15 protein-coding genes are annotated in these 15,035 nt (G+C 67.3%); 4 read left to right on the top strand and 11 right to left on the bottom strand.

All coding sequences use genetic code 11. The annotated features are described in order from the left end of the window. Positions 1-10 precede the first annotated feature (10 nt). The 6 genes from AT700_RS26740 to gpmI all read right to left on the bottom strand — a co-directional run bounded on the left by AT700_RS26740 (position 11) and on the right by gpmI (position 7,789). Positions 11-1,492: a hypothetical protein gene (locus AT700_RS26740; protein WP_017148656.1), complete on the bottom strand. Its 1,482-nt coding sequence runs from the start codon at positions 1,490-1,492 to the stop codon at positions 11-13. A 68-nt stretch (positions 1,493-1,560) separates the two neighbouring features. Continuing rightward, entirely contained in the window at positions 1,561-2,334 is a 774-nt protein-coding gene (locus AT700_RS26735) for a divergent polysaccharide deacetylase family protein (RefSeq protein WP_003118013.1), read from the bottom strand. Beyond that, positions 2,334-3,644 (bottom strand): proteolytic complex protein CptA, encoded by a 1,311-nt coding sequence (gene cptA / locus AT700_RS26730; protein WP_003096067.1) that lies wholly within the window; start codon positions 3,642-3,644, stop codon positions 2,334-2,336. The genes AT700_RS26735 and cptA overlap by 1 nt, the downstream gene beginning before the upstream one ends. 28 nt (positions 3,645-3,672) lie before the next feature. After that, positions 3,673-4,959, bottom strand: a complete 1,287-nt coding sequence (locus tag AT700_RS26725) for a murein hydrolase activator EnvC family protein (protein WP_003123645.1) — start codon at positions 4,957-4,959, stop codon at positions 3,673-3,675. Between the two features lie 149 nt (positions 4,960-5,108). Further along, positions 5,109-5,927 carry a CPBP family intramembrane glutamic endopeptidase gene (locus tag AT700_RS26720; RefSeq protein WP_023116812.1) on the bottom strand — a complete coding sequence of 273 codons (819 nt, stop codon included), beginning with the start codon at positions 5,925-5,927 and terminating at the stop codon, positions 5,109-5,111. A 314-nt stretch (positions 5,928-6,241) separates the two neighbouring features. Next, positions 6,242-7,789, bottom strand: a complete 1,548-nt coding sequence (gpmI, locus tag AT700_RS26715) for a 2,3-bisphosphoglycerate-independent phosphoglycerate mutase (protein ID WP_048521729.1) — start codon at positions 7,787-7,789, stop codon at positions 6,242-6,244. 324 nt (positions 7,790-8,113) lie between these two features. Here gpmI and AT700_RS26710 point away from each other — a divergent pair, with 324 nt between their 5' ends. The 3 genes from AT700_RS26710 to secB are packed head-to-tail and all read left to right on the top strand — an operon-like array spanning position 8,114 to position 9,317. Then, positions 8,114-8,533 carry a rhodanese-like domain-containing protein gene (locus AT700_RS26710; protein ID WP_003096058.1) on the top strand — a complete coding sequence of 140 codons (420 nt, stop codon included), beginning with the start codon at positions 8,114-8,116 and terminating at the stop codon, positions 8,531-8,533. A gap of 1 nt (position 8,534) precedes the next feature. After that, positions 8,535-8,789 (top strand): glutaredoxin 3, encoded by a 255-nt coding sequence (gene grxC / locus AT700_RS26705; protein WP_003096057.1) that lies wholly within the window; start codon positions 8,535-8,537, stop codon positions 8,787-8,789. 36 nt (positions 8,790-8,825) lie between these two features. After that, positions 8,826-9,317, top strand: coding sequence for a protein-export chaperone SecB (gene secB, locus AT700_RS26700; RefSeq protein WP_003096050.1), 492 nt, complete (start codon positions 8,826-8,828; stop codon positions 9,315-9,317). A 58-nt stretch (positions 9,318-9,375) separates the two neighbouring features. On the opposite strand, the gene trmL is transcribed toward secB, so the two are convergent. Continuing rightward, a complete protein-coding gene (gene trmL / locus AT700_RS26695; protein WP_003096047.1) occupies positions 9,376-9,837 on the bottom strand; it encodes a tRNA (uridine(34)/cytosine(34)/5-carboxymethylaminomethyluridine(34)-2'-O)-methyltransferase TrmL in 462 nt (153 codons plus the stop codon). Here trmL and AT700_RS26690 point away from each other — a divergent pair. Further along, entirely contained in the window at positions 9,836-10,303 is a 468-nt protein-coding gene (locus tag AT700_RS26690; RefSeq protein WP_003096038.1) for a hypothetical protein, read from the top strand. The genes trmL and AT700_RS26690 overlap by 2 nt on opposite strands. Before the next feature lie 667 nt (positions 10,304-10,970). Here the strand turns inward: AT700_RS26690 and ntrC are convergent. The 4 genes from ntrC to AT700_RS26670 all read right to left on the bottom strand — a co-directional run bounded on the left by ntrC (position 10,971) and on the right by AT700_RS26670 (position 14,841). Continuing rightward, positions 10,971-12,401 carry a two-component system response regulator NtrC gene (gene ntrC / locus AT700_RS26685; RefSeq protein ID WP_003104661.1) on the bottom strand — a complete coding sequence of 477 codons (1,431 nt, stop codon included), beginning with the start codon at positions 12,399-12,401 and terminating at the stop codon, positions 10,971-10,973. A gap of 2 nt (positions 12,402-12,403) precedes the next feature. Then, positions 12,404-13,480: a two-component system sensor histidine kinase NtrB gene (gene ntrB / locus AT700_RS26680; RefSeq protein ID WP_003096033.1), complete on the bottom strand. Its 1,077-nt coding sequence runs from the start codon at positions 13,478-13,480 to the stop codon at positions 12,404-12,406. Between the two features lie 270 nt (positions 13,481-13,750). Then, a complete protein-coding gene (locus AT700_RS26675; RefSeq protein ID WP_003114474.1) occupies positions 13,751-14,323 on the bottom strand; it encodes a DUF4124 domain-containing protein in 573 nt (190 codons plus the stop codon). Beyond that, complete coding sequence (locus tag AT700_RS26670; RefSeq protein ID WP_003104660.1) at positions 14,320-14,841, bottom strand: DUF4124 domain-containing protein; 522 nt, start codon at positions 14,839-14,841, stop codon at positions 14,320-14,322. The genes AT700_RS26675 and AT700_RS26670 overlap by 4 nt, the downstream gene beginning before the upstream one ends. Positions 14,842-15,035: the final 194 nt, after the last annotated feature.

The following is a 15,035-nucleotide window of genomic DNA, read 5'->3' as shown; positions in this document are numbered from 1 at the left end:
GCGAGGGGGCTCAGTCCAGGTCGTAGGCCTGGACGCCGAGGTCGCGGCTGTCGTACCAGTTGCCGCGGGCCCAGAACACCCGGTCGTGCGCCTCGTCGAAGCCGAGCACGCCGAGGTAGCCGGCGATGTCCAGGCGGCGCCAGGATGAGCCCCAGTCGTCCGAGTAGTACACCGCGTTGGCGGAGACGCTCGCCGGCTCCTCGTCGGGATACAGCCACAGCGGCACTTCGTAGTGGCTCATGGTGTTGGCCAGCAGCACATTCCTGCCCATGTAGAACTCGCGCAGCCCGGAACTGGACGGCAGGGGCCAGAACGGGCTGGGCAGCTTGCCGGTGATCTTCCATTCGAGCGCGTCGCGATCGAGCTCGGCGATCAGCGAGCGCGATTCGTCCGGGTGATCGAGCACTGCGATAACCCGACCGTCCGTGTTCTGTTCCAGGCGCTCGACGGCCACGCCGTCGGTGCGCCGGATCGCGCCCATCCGCCAGCGTCCGCCCTCGCGGCGCAGTTCGGCCTGGGTGGTGACCAATATCGAGCTGGTCAGGTAGCGCCCCTCGGGCGGGCCATAGCGGAAGGTCTGGCTTACCCAGATCGCGGCACGCTCCGCGTCCAGTTGAGCGACGTGTGCCTTGATCTGCCCGTGCTTGCCGTTGTAGTCGCCCCAGCTGACGCCGTTCGGCGCCAACTCGCGGGCGTAGGCGAGGTCGACCAGCAGCGGCGCGGAGGTGGCGATCGACTCGACACTGGCGCCGCGGTCGGGCGAATAGAACAGCCCGCTCGGCTGGCCGGGTTCCCGGCCGCCATCGGCACCGCCGTATTCGAAATCACCCCAGACCCAGACTTCGTCCTTGCCGTGGAAGCGCGGTGCGAGAGCCCAGCCCAGTCGATTCGCCTCGGCCATGAAGCCTTCCTCGAGCCGCCGCCAGCTCTTGCCCTGGTCGTCGCTGCGCAGCACCACTGTCTGCTCGCGCTGACCGTTGTCCTTGCCCGGGCGCCGCAGGCCGGTGAGCAGGAAGACGCTGGAACCGTCCGGCGTGACTTCCAGGCAGGCGGTCTCGCCGAGCCGCGCCACTTCGTGGAACACGCCGTCCGCGCCCAGGCGCGAGACATAGGTGGTTTCCGGATCGCCGCCGGATAGCAGCATGCCGTTGAGGAAGTTGAAGAGGTGGGGTTCGGACTCTTCTTCCCTGGGCTGGGCGGCCGCCACCAGGTCCAGGTCGATGACGCCCTCGGGCAGAGCCTGCTCGTCGCGGCCGACCTCGCGCCGGCCTACCAGCCAGGTGCCGGCGGGCGTCGCCCGCACGCCGGTGCAGAATTGCTCCATGGCGCGCTGGTCGATGTTCTCGACCTTGCCGACGGTGCTCTCGCCGGGGCTGGCGCCGCCTATCTCGAACTTGGCGCTGGTGAGGATCCAGATGAAACCGAGGGGAATCGCGCCTGCGACCAGCAGGGCGGCGGCGAGCAGGGGCATGGGAGGGGAAGGGCGGGCCATCGGTGCGTCCGTGCAGGAATGACGAGGACGTCACCTTAACCGCTGCCGCGACGCCGGTAAACCCGGCTTCAGTGCGGCGCCTGGCGTGGGTTGACGTTGCGGTTGCCGCGCTCGCCGATGAGCATCTGCGGCGGTACCAGCTCGATGCCCTGGGCGCGCAGCTTCGGCAGCTCCCGCGCCAGCACGTCGAGGGTGGCCTTGTGCGGGTGGCCGATGAGCAACGCCGAACCCTGCTTGCGGGCCAGGGCGACGCCGGCCTGCAGTTGTGCGGAGACCGCTTCCGGTGTGGCTTCGTTGTCGAGGAACACATCGCGCGAGACGCTCGCCAGGCCGATCCGCTGCGCCTCGCTGGCGGCCACGGTGGCGGCGCTGGTGCGGCTGTCGACCAGGTACAGGCCGCGACGCTGGAGTTCCTCGGCGAGCCAGGCCATCGCCGGGCGCACCGCGGTCATGCGGCTGCCCTCGTGGTTGTTCAGGCCTTGCACGAACGGCACCTTGGCCAGCGCCGCGTCCAGCCGCCGCGCACGCTCTTCCTGGGTCAGCTCCGGCCGCCAGGCGTAGGGACCGCCGGCCGGGTCCATCGGCATGTGCAGGATCACCGTGCGCCCGCGCTGGTGCGCCTCGCGGGCCAGTTCGGCGGCATGCGGGGTTTCCGGGATGATCGCCAGGGTTACGCCGGGGGGCAGGTCGAGGACCCGGCGGTCGCGCGCCAGGTTCTGCCCGAGGTCATCGATGACCACGGTCAGCAGCGGCGGGCGCTGGTAGGGGGCGGGGTCCTGGCGGGCCTGGGCCTGGTTGAACAGCAGGCACAGGCCCAGCAGGGCAACGCGAAACGCCGACATCAGTTGCCGCGGGTGACGCTCAGGCCTTTCAGCAGGCTAAGGGCCTGGCTGAGCTGGTAGTCGGAATCCTGCGGGCGCTCGCTCGGCGCGGCACGCTTGCCGGTGGGGCGGTCGGCACCGCCGTTGCCGTTGGCCAGGTGGCCCTGCAGGTCGGCTTCCTTGAAGCCCTCGAAGCTGCTCCGCTCCTGGGTCACCTTGGCGCGTCCGACTTCGATGTCCGGAACGATGCCCTGGGCCTGGATGGAGCGCCCGTTGGGGGTGTAGTAGAGCGCGGTGGTGAGCTTCAGGGCGCGGTCGTTGTTCAGCGGCAGCACGGTCTGCACCGAGCCCTTGCCGAAGCTGTCGGTGCCCATCAGGATCGCGCGCTTCTGGTCCTGCAGGGCACCGGCGACGATTTCCGCCGCCGAGGCGCTGCCACCGTTGATCAGCACCACCAGCGGAACCTTGTCGCTGGGATCGGCCGGGTCGGCGCTGAAGCGCAGCTCGGAGTTGGCGATGCGGCCCTTGGTGTAGACGATCAGGCCCTTGGTGAGGAAGGCGTCGGCTACCTCGACGGCGGACTGCAGCACGCCGCCGGGGTTGTTGCGCAGGTCCAGGACCAGGCCCTTGAGACGGCCCTTGTTGTCCTTGCGCAGCTGGTTCAGCGCCTTGACCACTTCCTCGCCGGTGTTGACCTGGAACTGGGTGATGCGCAGGTAGGCGTAGCCGGGTTCGAGGACCTGGCTCTTGACACTCTTGACCTTGATGATGGCGCGCTTGAGTTCGACGTCGAACGGTCTGCCGCCATCTCGGACGATGGTCAGGGTGATCGGGGAGCCGGCCTTGCCGCGCATGCTGTCGACCGCTTCGGTCATCGACTGGCCCTTGGTCGGCTTGCCGTCGATCTGCACGATCAGGTCGCCGGGCTGGATGCCGGCGCGGGCCGCGGGGGTGTCGTCGATCGGCGAGACCACCTTGATGAAGCCGTCTTCGCTGCCGACCTCGATGCCCAGGCCGCCGAACTCGCCGCTGGTGCTTTCCTGCAGCTCGGCGAAGTCCTCCGGGCCGAGGTAGGCGGAGTGCGGGTCGAGGTTGCTGAGCATGCCCTTGATGGCGTTCTCCAGCAGGGTCTTGTCGTCCACTGGCTCGACATAGGCGGCCTTCACCCGGTCGAGAACCTCGGCGAAGGTACGCAGCTCGTCGAGGGGCAGCGGGGCACTGCTACCGTTGGCCAGTGGCGCGGCGTCGGCCGGGGCGTCGGCAGCCTGGGCCGCGCCCGCGCCGAGCAGCAGGGCCAGCGCCAGGGTGGTGGGACGGAAGCAATGCAGCATGTTCAGCTCCTAATCACGAGTTCGGCGCCTATCCCTGTGCGCGGCACCAGGTAGTAGGGTCCGCCGGGCGGCCCTGATGGCGAATGGCGAAGTACACGGCCGGGCTACTCTGGCCGCCGCTGGTTCCAACGGTGGCGATCGGGTCTCCGGCCTTCACGGTGTCGCCGGCGTCTTTCAGCAGGCTTTGATTATGGCCATAAAGGCTGAGGTAGCCGCCACCGTGGTCGAGGATGACCAACAGGCCGGCTCCGCGCAACCAGTCGGCGAATACCACGCGTCCGCCGTGCACCGCGCGGACGGTGCTGCCGGCGCTCGCCGAAATCAGTACGCCGTCCCATTTCGCCCGCGGATCGTCGCCGCGCTGGCTGCCGAAGCGCGCCACGACGCGGCCATTCACCGGCCACGGCAGCTTGCCGCGGGCCGAGCCGAACGCGCCGCCGTAGACCGCGCCAGTGCTTGAGACCAGCGGGCCCGGCGCAGGTTCGCGCGGCGGGCTGGTGACTCGTCCGGGGGCGGCCTGCTGCTGGCGCGCACGCTCGCGTTCGGCGGCCAGCGCGCGCTGGCGCTCGCGCTCCGCCGCGGCGGCGGCTTCGCGGGCCTGGCGGGCCAGGGTTTCCTCGATGGTCCGCAGTACCTTGGCCAGCTCGGCCTGGTCCTGTTGGCGGGACTTGAGCTTCTGGTCGCGTTCGCGGTAGTCGCTGTTCAGCTTGGCCAGGGCTTGCTGGCGCTCCTTGCGGGTCGCTGCCAGCGCCTCGCGGCGGCTGTCCAGCTCGCCTTGCTTGCTCAGTTGTTCGGCTTTCTGCGCAGAGATGTCCTGCTCGACGTTGGCCAACTGGCGGAGGGTTTCGTTGAAGCTGGCGAGCTGTTCGAGACGGGCTTTGTTGATGTAGTCGTAGTAGGTGAGGGTGCGGCTGAATTTTTCCGGGTGTTCCTGGTTCAGCAGCAGCTTCAGGTATTCCTCGCGTCCACTCTGGTAGGCCGCGCGGGCCTGGATGGCGAGGAGGCGCTGCTGCTCAATGCGCGCGTCCTGGAGTTTTTTTTTCTCCCCATCCAGCCGTTTCAGCTCGGCTTCGCTCTTGTCCAGCTCGTCCTGCAGGGCCTTGATCTGTTTTTCCAGGTCGCCCATCTCGGTCTCGGTGGACTTCAGCTGCTTCTGCACGCCGCTCTTTTCCTGCTGGATGCCGTCCAGCAGCTTCTTCAGCTCGCCGATGTCCTTCTGCGTCTGTTCCAGCTGGCGTTGGGTGTCGGCGCGCTCGTCGGCGAAGGCCGGAGCGAGACAGGCGAGGGATAGCAGGAGAGGAAGGAGGCGGAGCATGGGGTGGCGGGCACCTGGGAATTGGACCGGCCTAGTATGCCCGTGGCCGCCGTTAAAAAAAACGCCCCGCACCGCGCGCTGTGGGGCGCTTCCACGTATTTCAGCCGGATGGCAGCGGCGGATGTCGTCGACGACGAAGGCCACGGGCATCAGGCGGGTCTGTAGAGCGGGTAGGTGAACAGCAGCAGATGCGTCAGGTTCAGCCCGAAGTGGAACAGCGTCGCCACCCACAGGCGGCCGCTCCACAGCCAGGCCAACCCGTAGATCAGCCCGGCGAGGCCGGCGAACAGCATCAGCAGCGGGCCGCCGGCGAAGTGCGCCAGGCCGAACAGCGCCGAGGCCAGCGCCAGGGCGGGCCAGGGGCCCAGCCATTGGCCCAGGCGTTGCTGCAGGTAGCCGCGGAACAGCGCTTCCTCGGCAAGGGAAACGAAGAACAGGTTGGCCAGGACGAACTGCCAGAGCCAGGCCGGCGCGTGGAGTTCCGGCCGCAGCAGGCCGACGCCGACAGCCAGCAGAAGCAGCGCCGGCACCGCCGCCACGAGCAGCAGCCAGTACCAGGGGCGGCCGGGAGCGCGGGCTTCGTCGCGGAACAGGCTCGGCAGGCAGGCCAGTAGCAGGAACGGCACCAGTGCCTTGTCGAAGTTGAAGTACATGGTGAACGGCAGGCTCTGCGGGCCGACCACCGCCTTGTCCAGGATCCTGGGGTTGGCGAAGCCGGGTAGCAGGTGCAGGAACAGGCCCACCGCGCCGGCGACCAGCAGCAGCTCCAGGCCCAGGGCCCAGGCGCGGCGTGCCGCCAGGCGCCGGCGCAACAGGGCGAGGACGCCCAGTACAGCCAGGGCGGCGACCGCAGGCGGAGCGAGAACCCCGTCGTAGAAGGCGAGACAGCAGGTCGCGAGCAGCAAGACGAGGGCCAGCAGGCGCTGGAAGGACAGGGCGAGGAGCGAGGTGGCGAGGAGGAACCACATCGGCGGAAATCCTTGTAGGGCAGATGGAAAAGACAGCGCGGGCAAGGCTAGCACGGGCCTCGGCGACGTAGCGGGAGGCAGGGGGGGGAGACGCGGAAAATGAAAACCGCGGCACACGTCTCGACGCCGCGTGGCCAGGCCTGTCGGCCGATCGGCAGCGTTAAAGCGGGGAAGGTGGCGTCGTGGAAACAGGGCGCGGCGCCCGGCCCGCTACGGCGGATAACGTCGCAGGCGTTATCCGTCGATGGCCTGCAGAAGCGGCGGATAACCGCGACGCGGTTATCCGCCCTGCGCGGGAGTTCGTCGTTCGCGGATCAGCCGAGGGTGACGATGCTGCGACCGGTCATTTCCGCCGGCTGCTCCAGCCCCATGAGGGTCAGCATGGTCGGCGCCACGTCGGCCAGCACGCCGCCTTCGCGGATGCTCAGCTTGCGCTTGCCGACGTAGACGAAGGGCACCGGTTCGCAGGTGTGCGCGGTGTGCGCCTGGCCGGTGGACTCGTCTTCCATCTGCTCGACATTGCCGTGGTCGGCGGTGATCAGGGCTTCGCCGCCGACCTTGTCCAGCGCCTCGACGATACGGCCCATGCAGGTGTCCAGGCACTCCACGGCCTTGACCGCGGCCTCGAACACCCCGGTGTGGCCGACCATGTCGCCGTTGGCGTAGTTGACCACGATCACGTCGTAGCGCTGTTGCTCGATGGCCTCGACGATACGGTCGGTGACTTCCGGCGCGCTCATCTCGGGTTGCAGGTCGTAGGTGGCGACCTTCGGCGAGGGGATCAGGATGCGCTCCTCGCCCTCGTAGGGTTCCTCGCGGCCGCCGGAGAAGAAGAAGGTCACATGGGCGTACTTCTCGGTCTCGGCGATGCGCAGCTGGGTCTTGCCATGCTTGGCCAGGTACTCGCCGAGGACGTTGGTCAGCGGCTCCGGCGGGAAGGCGCAGGGCGCCGGGATGCTCGCCGCGTACTGGGTCAGCATGACGAAACCTGCCAGCTGCGGGGCTCGTTCGCGGGGGAACTCATTGAATGCCGGCTCGACGAAGGCGCGGCTCAGCTCGCGGGCGCGGTCGGCGCGGAAGTTCATGAAGATCACCGCGTCGCCATCCTCGACCCGCACCGCTTCGGCGCCGGCCGGGACCACCGCGGTGGCCTTGACGAATTCGTCGCTCTCGCCGCGGGCGTAGGCGGCCTCGAGGGCTGCCACCGAGGAGTCGGCGGTGAACTCGGCCTTGCCGTCGACAATCAGTTCATAGGCGGCCTGGACGCGGTCCCAGCGGTTGTCGCGGTCCATCGCGAAATAGCGGCCGATGATCGAGGCGATGCGGCCCTTGCCGAGCCCGGCGAAGGTGGCGTCGAGACGCTCCAGCGACGGCTGCGCGCTTTTCGGCGGGGTATCGCGGCCATCCAGGAAGGCATGCAGGTAGATCTTGCCGGCGCCGCGCCTGGCGGCCATCTGCGCCATCGCCACCAGGTGGTCTTCATGGCTGTGTACGCCGCCCGGGGAGAGCAGGCCGAGGATGTGCACCGCCTTGTCGGCGGCGACGGCCTTGTCGACCGCGCCGGCGATCACCGGGTTTTCGAAGAATTCGCCGTCGCGGATGGCCTTGGTGACGCGGGTGAAGTCCTGGTACACCACGCGGCCTGCGCCGAGGTTCATGTGGCCGACCTCGGAATTGCCCATCTGGCCGGCGGGCAGGCCGACGTCCATGCCGGAGCCGGAGATCAGGCCGTGCGGCTGGGTTGCCAGGAGGCGATCCCAGACCGGCTTCTTCGCGGCGTAGATGGCATTGTAGTCAGGGCTTTCGCTGTGGCCGAAGCCGTCCAGGATGATCAGGACCAGGGGTTTGGGCGTGGCAGTCATATGTCCGGCTCTATTTCCGCGGGGTTCAGAAACTGACCAAATTTAGTGGGAACATTGTCGTTCAAGACGTAGGAAGAGGCTGATTGATTAAACCGATGACGCCGATCCGCAACCGAATGCCGCTATCCTCGCTCCCTCTGTCCCGCCCGAACCGTGCCCGGGCCGGAACTGGCCAGCTTCACAGAAAAGGACCGGCATTCTAACCGTGAAGTTTCCCGCGACGCCATTTCCTGGAGCCGAGCGGGGCGCCGCCCGGCGGGTTCCCCCCTGGCCGGCGCGGTCTGTATACTGGCCGGCATTTTTACGCCCTGGATATCCGTCACCATGCAATTCGTTTCCCGTCTGATCGAGTTCGCCACCAACCACTACCTGCTGGTCGCGGCGCTGCTGGTCCTGCTGGTCCTGCTGTTGCTGCACGAGCTGCGCAAGGGCGGCAAGAGCCTGTCGACCCGCGAGCTGACCGCGCTGGTCAATGCCGACCAGGCGGTGGTCCTGGATATCCGTCCGGCCAAGGAGTTCGCCAGCGGGCACATCGTCGACGCGCTGAACATCCCGGCCGACAAGCTGAACAGCCGCATGACCGAACTGGAAAAGTACAAGGGCAAGACCATCATCCTGGTCGACGCCATGGGCCAGCACTCCGGTACCTGGGGCGGCGTCCTGAAGAAGGCCGGCTTCAACGCCGCCAAGCTGTCCGGCGGGATCGGCAGCTGGCGCGGCGACAACCTGCCGCTGGTGAAGTGACATGCCGCCCGTCGTGATCTACACCACCGCCTGGTGTCCGTACTGCATCCGCGCCAAGCAGTTGCTGCAACGCAAGGGCGTGGACTTCCAGGAGATCGCCTGCGACGGCAAGCCCGAACTGCGCGCCGAGCTGGCACGCAAGGCGGGATCGACCACCGTGCCGCAGATCTGGATCGGCGAGACCCATGTCGGCGGCTGCGACGACCTTCATGCACTGGAGCGCGCCGGCAAGCTGGACGCGCTGCTGTCTGCCTGAAACTATTCATGAATTGACCCAAGGGAAGGCCCGAAAATGACCGAGCAAGCTACCAACGGCGCTGCCGACGAGCAGCAACCCCAGTTCTCCCTGCAGCGCATCTACCTGCGCGACCTGTCGTTCGAGTCGCCGAAGTCCCCGGAAATCTTCCGCCAGGAATGGAACCCGTCCATCAGCCTGGACCTGAACACTCGCCAGAAGCAGCTGGACGGCGACTTCTACGAAGTGGTCCTGACCGTATCGGTGACCGTGAAGAACGGCGAGGACACCACTGCCTTCATCGCCGAAGTGCAGCAGGCCGGCATCTTCCTGATCAAGAACCTCGATCCGTCGAGCATGAGCCATACCCTCGGCGCGTTCTGCCCGAACATCCTCTTCCCGTACGCTCGCGAAGCCCTGGACAACCTGGTGGTACGCGGTTCGTTCCCGGCGCTGATGCTGTCGCCGGTGAACTTCGACGCCCTCTACGCCCAGGAAATCGCCCGCATGCAGGCCTCCGGCGAGATCCCGACGCCGTCGGTCCAGTAAGCCCAGCGCTTGCGAAAAAGCCCGCCTTGCGCGGGCTTTTTCATGCCTGCCGGCCGGCTCAGTCCATGGCGAAGCCGAGCTGGCGCCAGGCTTCGTAGACGGTCACCGCCACCGTGTTGGACAGGTTCAGGCTACGGCAGCCTTCGCGCATCGGCAGGCGCAGGCGCCGATCGGTTGGCAGGGCGTTGCGCACGTCCTCCGGCAGTCCGCGGCTTTCCGGGCCGAAGAGGAAGGCATCGCCGCGCTGGTAGGCCACTTCGTGGAAGGCCCGCGACCCCTTGGTGGTGAAGGCGAACAGGCGTGGCTGGCCGAGGGCCTCGAGGCAGCTCTGCAGATCCGGGTAGCGGCGTACGCTGGCGTATTCGTGGTAGTCGAGGCCGGCACGGCGCAAGCGCTTGTCGTCCAGTTCGAAACCGAGCGGCTCAATCAGGTGCAGACTGCATCCGGCGTTGGCGCAGAGCCTGATAATGTTGCCGGTATTCGGAGGAATCTCCGGTTGAAACAGGATGACGTGGAACATGCAGGGCTCCGGAGCAGATAACGGGCGGCATTCTACCTCCGCCATCGACGATCTGCGGCGCCAGCGCTGGAAAGTCTGGGGTGCGCTGGTGCTTGCCGGGTTGTTGTTCGGGCTGATGCTCGGCAGGTTGTTCGGTCCCGCTTCGCTGCCGACGTCTGCGCCGCAACTGCTGGCGGTCGGGGAGAGCGAGCAGGGCCTGGTCCTGCGCTTCGATCGCCAGGCTGCGGTTACGGCGGCACGGGTGGAGGGTGCCCTGACGTTGCGCATCGTCGCCCGGGGCGCGGCGCAGCAGGGAGATGGACGATGGCTGGGCCAACCGTTGCGCTGGCGCGTCCGCGAGGAGGGAAAGGCGCTGCTGTTGAGCCTGGTCTCGACCCGCCCCTTGCAGGGGCGCTGGCAGTGGTCGGAGGACGGCGAGGGCTGGCGCCTGGTCGTCGAACTGCAGGAGCGCGACGGCCGGGAATAAAAGGGGGAATTCTCAGCCTGCCTGTACCGAGGTCCCCAAACGGGAGGGCGGAGGCGCGGATCGCTGCGCTGCCGCCGGGCATAAAAGAGGGGAGTTCTCAGCCTGCCTGTACCGAGGTCCCCGAAACGGGTGTGGCGGTTGCGCGCGGATGCTGCGTCTGCCGCCGGGTGTAAAAGAGGGGATTCCCCAGCCTGCCTGTACCGAGGCCCCCGAAATCTTCGTTATCTGCTCCAATGCAGGGGCTGTGCCAATTCTCATGAGACGCTGGCGGCGCGCTCGCTTTCCTGAAAGGTTGTGGATAAGTCTGTGGGCGAGCTGGTGATGAATGCCTCTGGAGGCCCGTGGATCAAGGGCTTGGCGGCATCCCAGGGGTTTGTGGGAAGTCGATTGCGGAAAAATGACGGAGCGGGCTTTTCCGCCAGCGATTGATGCCGATTTGTCGCCTGCTGGTGCACGCTGCCCAAAATCCGGGCAAGGGCCGCTGCCCCGCCGAACCGGCGGATAACCGCGATGCGGTTATTCGCCCTACGCCACGGTTTGATCGACGGTGCCGAGCGGGCGCTCTGCCGAGGCCGGGGCGGCGTCTCGCTTGGCACGGGCGCGCGACGGACCATTAAAAAACGGGGCCCGAAGGCCCCGTTGGGTCGCTCATGGGAGCAGTGGCGCTTCAGTCGTCGCCTTCGTCGTCGGCTCCATCGACGTTCATCCCCAGCTCCTTGATCTTGCGGGTGAGGGTATTGCGGCCCCAGCCGAGCAGCACGGCGGCATCGCGGCGGCGGCCGGCGGTGTGCTTGAGGGCGGTTTCTATCATGATCCGTTCGAAGGCCGGCACGGCGCTGTCCAGCAGGTTCGACTGGCCGCGGCCCAGCGCCTGGTCGGCCCACTGGCGAAGGGCCTGTTCCCAGTTCGCCGCCGGCGCGCTGTCCTGCGGCTGGGTCAGCAGCTCCGGCGGCAGGTCGTCGATGTGCACCTCGCGGCCGGAGGCCATCACGGTGATCCAGCGACAGGTGTTCTCCAGTTGGCGGACGTTGCCCGGCCAGCCGAGGTTCTTCAGGTACTCCTCGGTTTCCGCCTTCAGCAGCTTGGGTTCCACCGCCAGCTCCTGGGCGGCGCGGCTGAGGAAGTGCCGGGCCAGCGCCGGGATGTCCTCGCGGCGGTCGGCCAGCCGCGGGATGTGGATGCGGATCACGTTCAGGCGATGGAACAGGTCCTCGCGGAACTTGCCGTCGCGCACCAGGCTTTCCAGGTTCTGGTGGGTGGCGGCGATGATCCGCACGTCGACCTTCACCGGCGTGTGCCCGCCGACCCGGTAGAACTCGCCGTCGGCCAGGACGCGCAGCAGGCGGGTCTGGGTGTCGGCCGGCATGTCGCCGATCTCGTCGAGGAACAGGGTGCCGCCATCGGCTTGCTCGAAGCGTCCGCGGCGCTGGGCGGCGGCCCCGGTGAAGGCGCCCTTCTCATGGCCGAACAGCTCGGATTCCATCAGGTCCTTGGGGATCGCCGCCATGTTCAGCGCGATGAATGGCGAGGCTGCGCGCGGGCTGTGGCGATGCAGGGCATGGGCGACCAGCTCCTTGCCGGTACCCGATTCGCCGTTGATCAGCACGGTGATGTTGGAATGGCTGAGGCGGCCGATGGCGCGGAATACCTCCTGCATCGCCGGCGCCTCGCCGATGATCTCCGGCGTGCGCGCCTGGTTCGCCGGCAGCTCCAGGCCCTGCTGCTCCTGGGCGTGCTGGTTGGCGCGCTTGACCAGGGAGACCGCCTCGTCGACGTCGAACGGCTTGGGCAGGTATTCGAAGGCGCCGCCCTGGTAGGAGGCCACCGCGCTGTCGAGGTCGGAATGCGCGGTCATGATGATCACCGGCAGGCGCGGATGCAGTTCGCGGATCTGCGCCAGCAGGTCGAGGCCGCTGGCGCCGGGCATGCGGATATCGGAGATGATCACGTCCGGCTGCTGCCGGCCGAGGCGGCCGATCACGCTGTCGGCGCTGTCGAAGCTCACCGTGGTCATGCCTTCCTGTTGCAGGGCTTTTTCCAGTACCCAGCGGATGGAGCGGTCGTCGTCGACGATCCAGACGGTCTCTGATCGGCTCATGGTCAATGCACTCCTTGTTCCAGGGGCAGGAACAGACTGAACACGGTATGGCCGGGGTGGCTCTCGCATTCAATCAGCCCCTGGTGCTGGCTGATGATGTTCTGGGCGATGGCCAGGCCGAGTCCGGTACCGTCCGGACGGCCGCTGACCATGGGGTAGAAGATGGTTTCCTGGAGCTCGGCCGGGATGCCCGGGCCGTTGTCGATGATCTCCACCTTGCACACCAGGCGGTGACGCGTGTGGCCGATGGTGAACTGGCGCAGGGTACGGCTGCGCAGGGTGATGCGACCGAGGCGCAGGTCGTTCTGCCCGGCGATCGCCTGCATGGCGTTGCGTACCATGTTGAGCACGGCCTGGATCATTTGCTCGCGGTCGAGCAGCAGGTCGGGGATGCTCGGGTCGTAGTCGCGGACCAGGGTGATGCTGCCCTGGCTCTCCGCTTCCACCAGGCTGCTGACCCGCTCCAGCACCTCATGGATGTTGGTCGGCGCCAGGTTCGGCAGTTTGTTCGAGCCGAGCATGCGGTCCACCAGGTTCCGCAACCGGTCGGCTTCTTCGATGATGACGTTGGTGTAGTCCTTCAGCGACTCTTCCGGCAGCTCGCGGGATAGCAGTTGCGCTGCGCCGCGGATGCCGCCGAGCGGGTTCTTGATCTCGTGGGCGAGCCCGCGCACCAGCAGCTTGGTGGTCTCCTGCTTGGACAACTGCGCTTCTTCGCGGGTGATCCGCATCAGCCGGTCGCGCGGATGGACCTCGAGCAGCAGCAGCGTCTCGTTGCGGTTGAGGATGGGCGTCACCGCATAGTCGACCGTGATGCTGACGCCGGTGATCGAGGTCAGGGTCGCTTCGCGCTTGGTGAACGGATGCGCCTGTTCCACCGCCTGGCGCAGCGAGTTCAAGGCTTCCGGCGATTCGGTGAACAGCTCGCTGATGAATTGCCCGTGGCTGCGCTGGCCGCTCACGGCCAGGAGCATCTCCGCCGCCGGGTTCATGTACTCCAGGCGCAATTCGCCGTTGAGCAGGATCACCGCGGTGGTCAGGTTGTCGAGCAGCAGTCGGTGCAGGGTATCGGTCGGCATGGCGGGCAGCTGTTCCAAGGTTGGGCAGGAAAATGCAAAAAGCAAACCAGGCGCCGAAAAGGCGCGTTTTTTCTGCCGAGGCGCTGGCTAGAGGTGCGCCGGGAAGGTTTTCGGCGACGAGCGGTGACCCGAAATGGGGACAGTATAGAAAGTGGTGCGGGTAATCGCACCAATCTGGTGCGTTGGCGTGGCCGGCGGCGTTTTCGCCAGGAGAATCGGGAAATAAACCGGAAAATCCCGCCCACCGTGGAGTGGGCAGGGGAAGTTCGGCTAGCGCTCGCTTGGCTCTATCGCGCTGACCAGCGGCGTATCGACCTCCGGCAGGGGTTGCCCGGCGATGCTCACTCGATGCAGGTGGAAGGGCTGGCTCGGGGTGCTTTCGACGGTCATGCCGTCGCCATCGATGATTTCCACTGCGACCTGGTGGGTGCCGCGATCGAGGTTCTTCAACGGGAACACCGGGCTGCGTCCCGGCACTCCGGCAGGCTTGCCGTCGAGCAGCAGGCGATAGCGATGGCCGGGCAGCAGCGCCGGCTCGCTGGTGACGGTGACGATGACGTCGCCGCTGTTGGCGCGCAGGGTTGCGTCCGGTTCGGGGAAGAGGATGCGCAGTAGCTGGTAGGCCGGCGGCTTCACCTCCAGCGGCGCGGCGGGCGGACGATAGCGTATGCCCGGCGGCGCCACGCTGTTGCCCGGCGCCAGTTCGACGCGTTGGGCCTTGCGCCCGCTGGGCGGCTGGTCGGTGTAGACGCGGTTGCCCTCGGCGTCGATGTAGGTGTAGACCCCCGCTTGCGCGGCGCAGGCCAGGCACAGCAGGAGGGCGCCGAGAATGCGCGGGATCATCGCTTCTTCCCGAGGTGCACGCGCTGCACGGTGAAGGTCACCGGCGGGCTGGATTGCAGCACCCGTTCGCCGTTGAGTACCTGTACCGCGAGGCTGTGGTCGCCGCGGTCGATCTCGTGCAGGGTGAAGCGGGTGCCGCTGCTGGGCGTGCCGTAGGGTTTGCCGTCCAGCACCAGTTGCAACTGGTGGCCGCTGTGCAGGGCCGGGCGGATGCTGACGCTGACGTTGAAGGTGCCGTTGTTGGCGCGCAGCGCCTCTTCCGTGGGGAGGTCGCTGAGGGCAAGGATCTCGTAGGCGGCGGCCTCGCTATCGGCGGCCGGGGCATTGCCCGCGGAGGACTTTTCCGGCGTGTCGATTCCTACGGTATTGGTCGGCTGCAGTTCGACGGTCTGCGCCTGCACCCCGTCTGGCGGCTGGTTGGTGAATACCTTGTTGCCGTTGGCGTCGGTGTATTGGTAGATCTGCGCCATGGCCGGCAGGGCGGCGGCCAGGAGCAGGCAGCTGGTGATCAGGCGCATGGACGGTCTCCGGGTGAACCTGCCAAGCGTTGCACCGCATCGGCGCGCTGGCAAGCCGTGCATTGTGCGGCATGCGGGTATTCGAAGGTGTGCGCTGGGGCACGTTGGCGGTCGCTGTGCCCCGCCGCGCGGCTGCGTTCGTCTCAGCCGGCACTGGCGGGGCGAACCCTCGTTGCGCCAGAGTGTCTGTGCTT

This window comes from Pseudomonas aeruginosa (genome assembly GCF_001457615.1).
In the GTDB taxonomy this organism is placed as follows: domain Bacteria; phylum Pseudomonadota; class Gammaproteobacteria; order Pseudomonadales; family Pseudomonadaceae; genus Pseudomonas; species Pseudomonas aeruginosa.
Note: the sequence above shows the minus strand (reverse complement) of the source record. Positions and strands in the feature narration are given on the sequence as shown.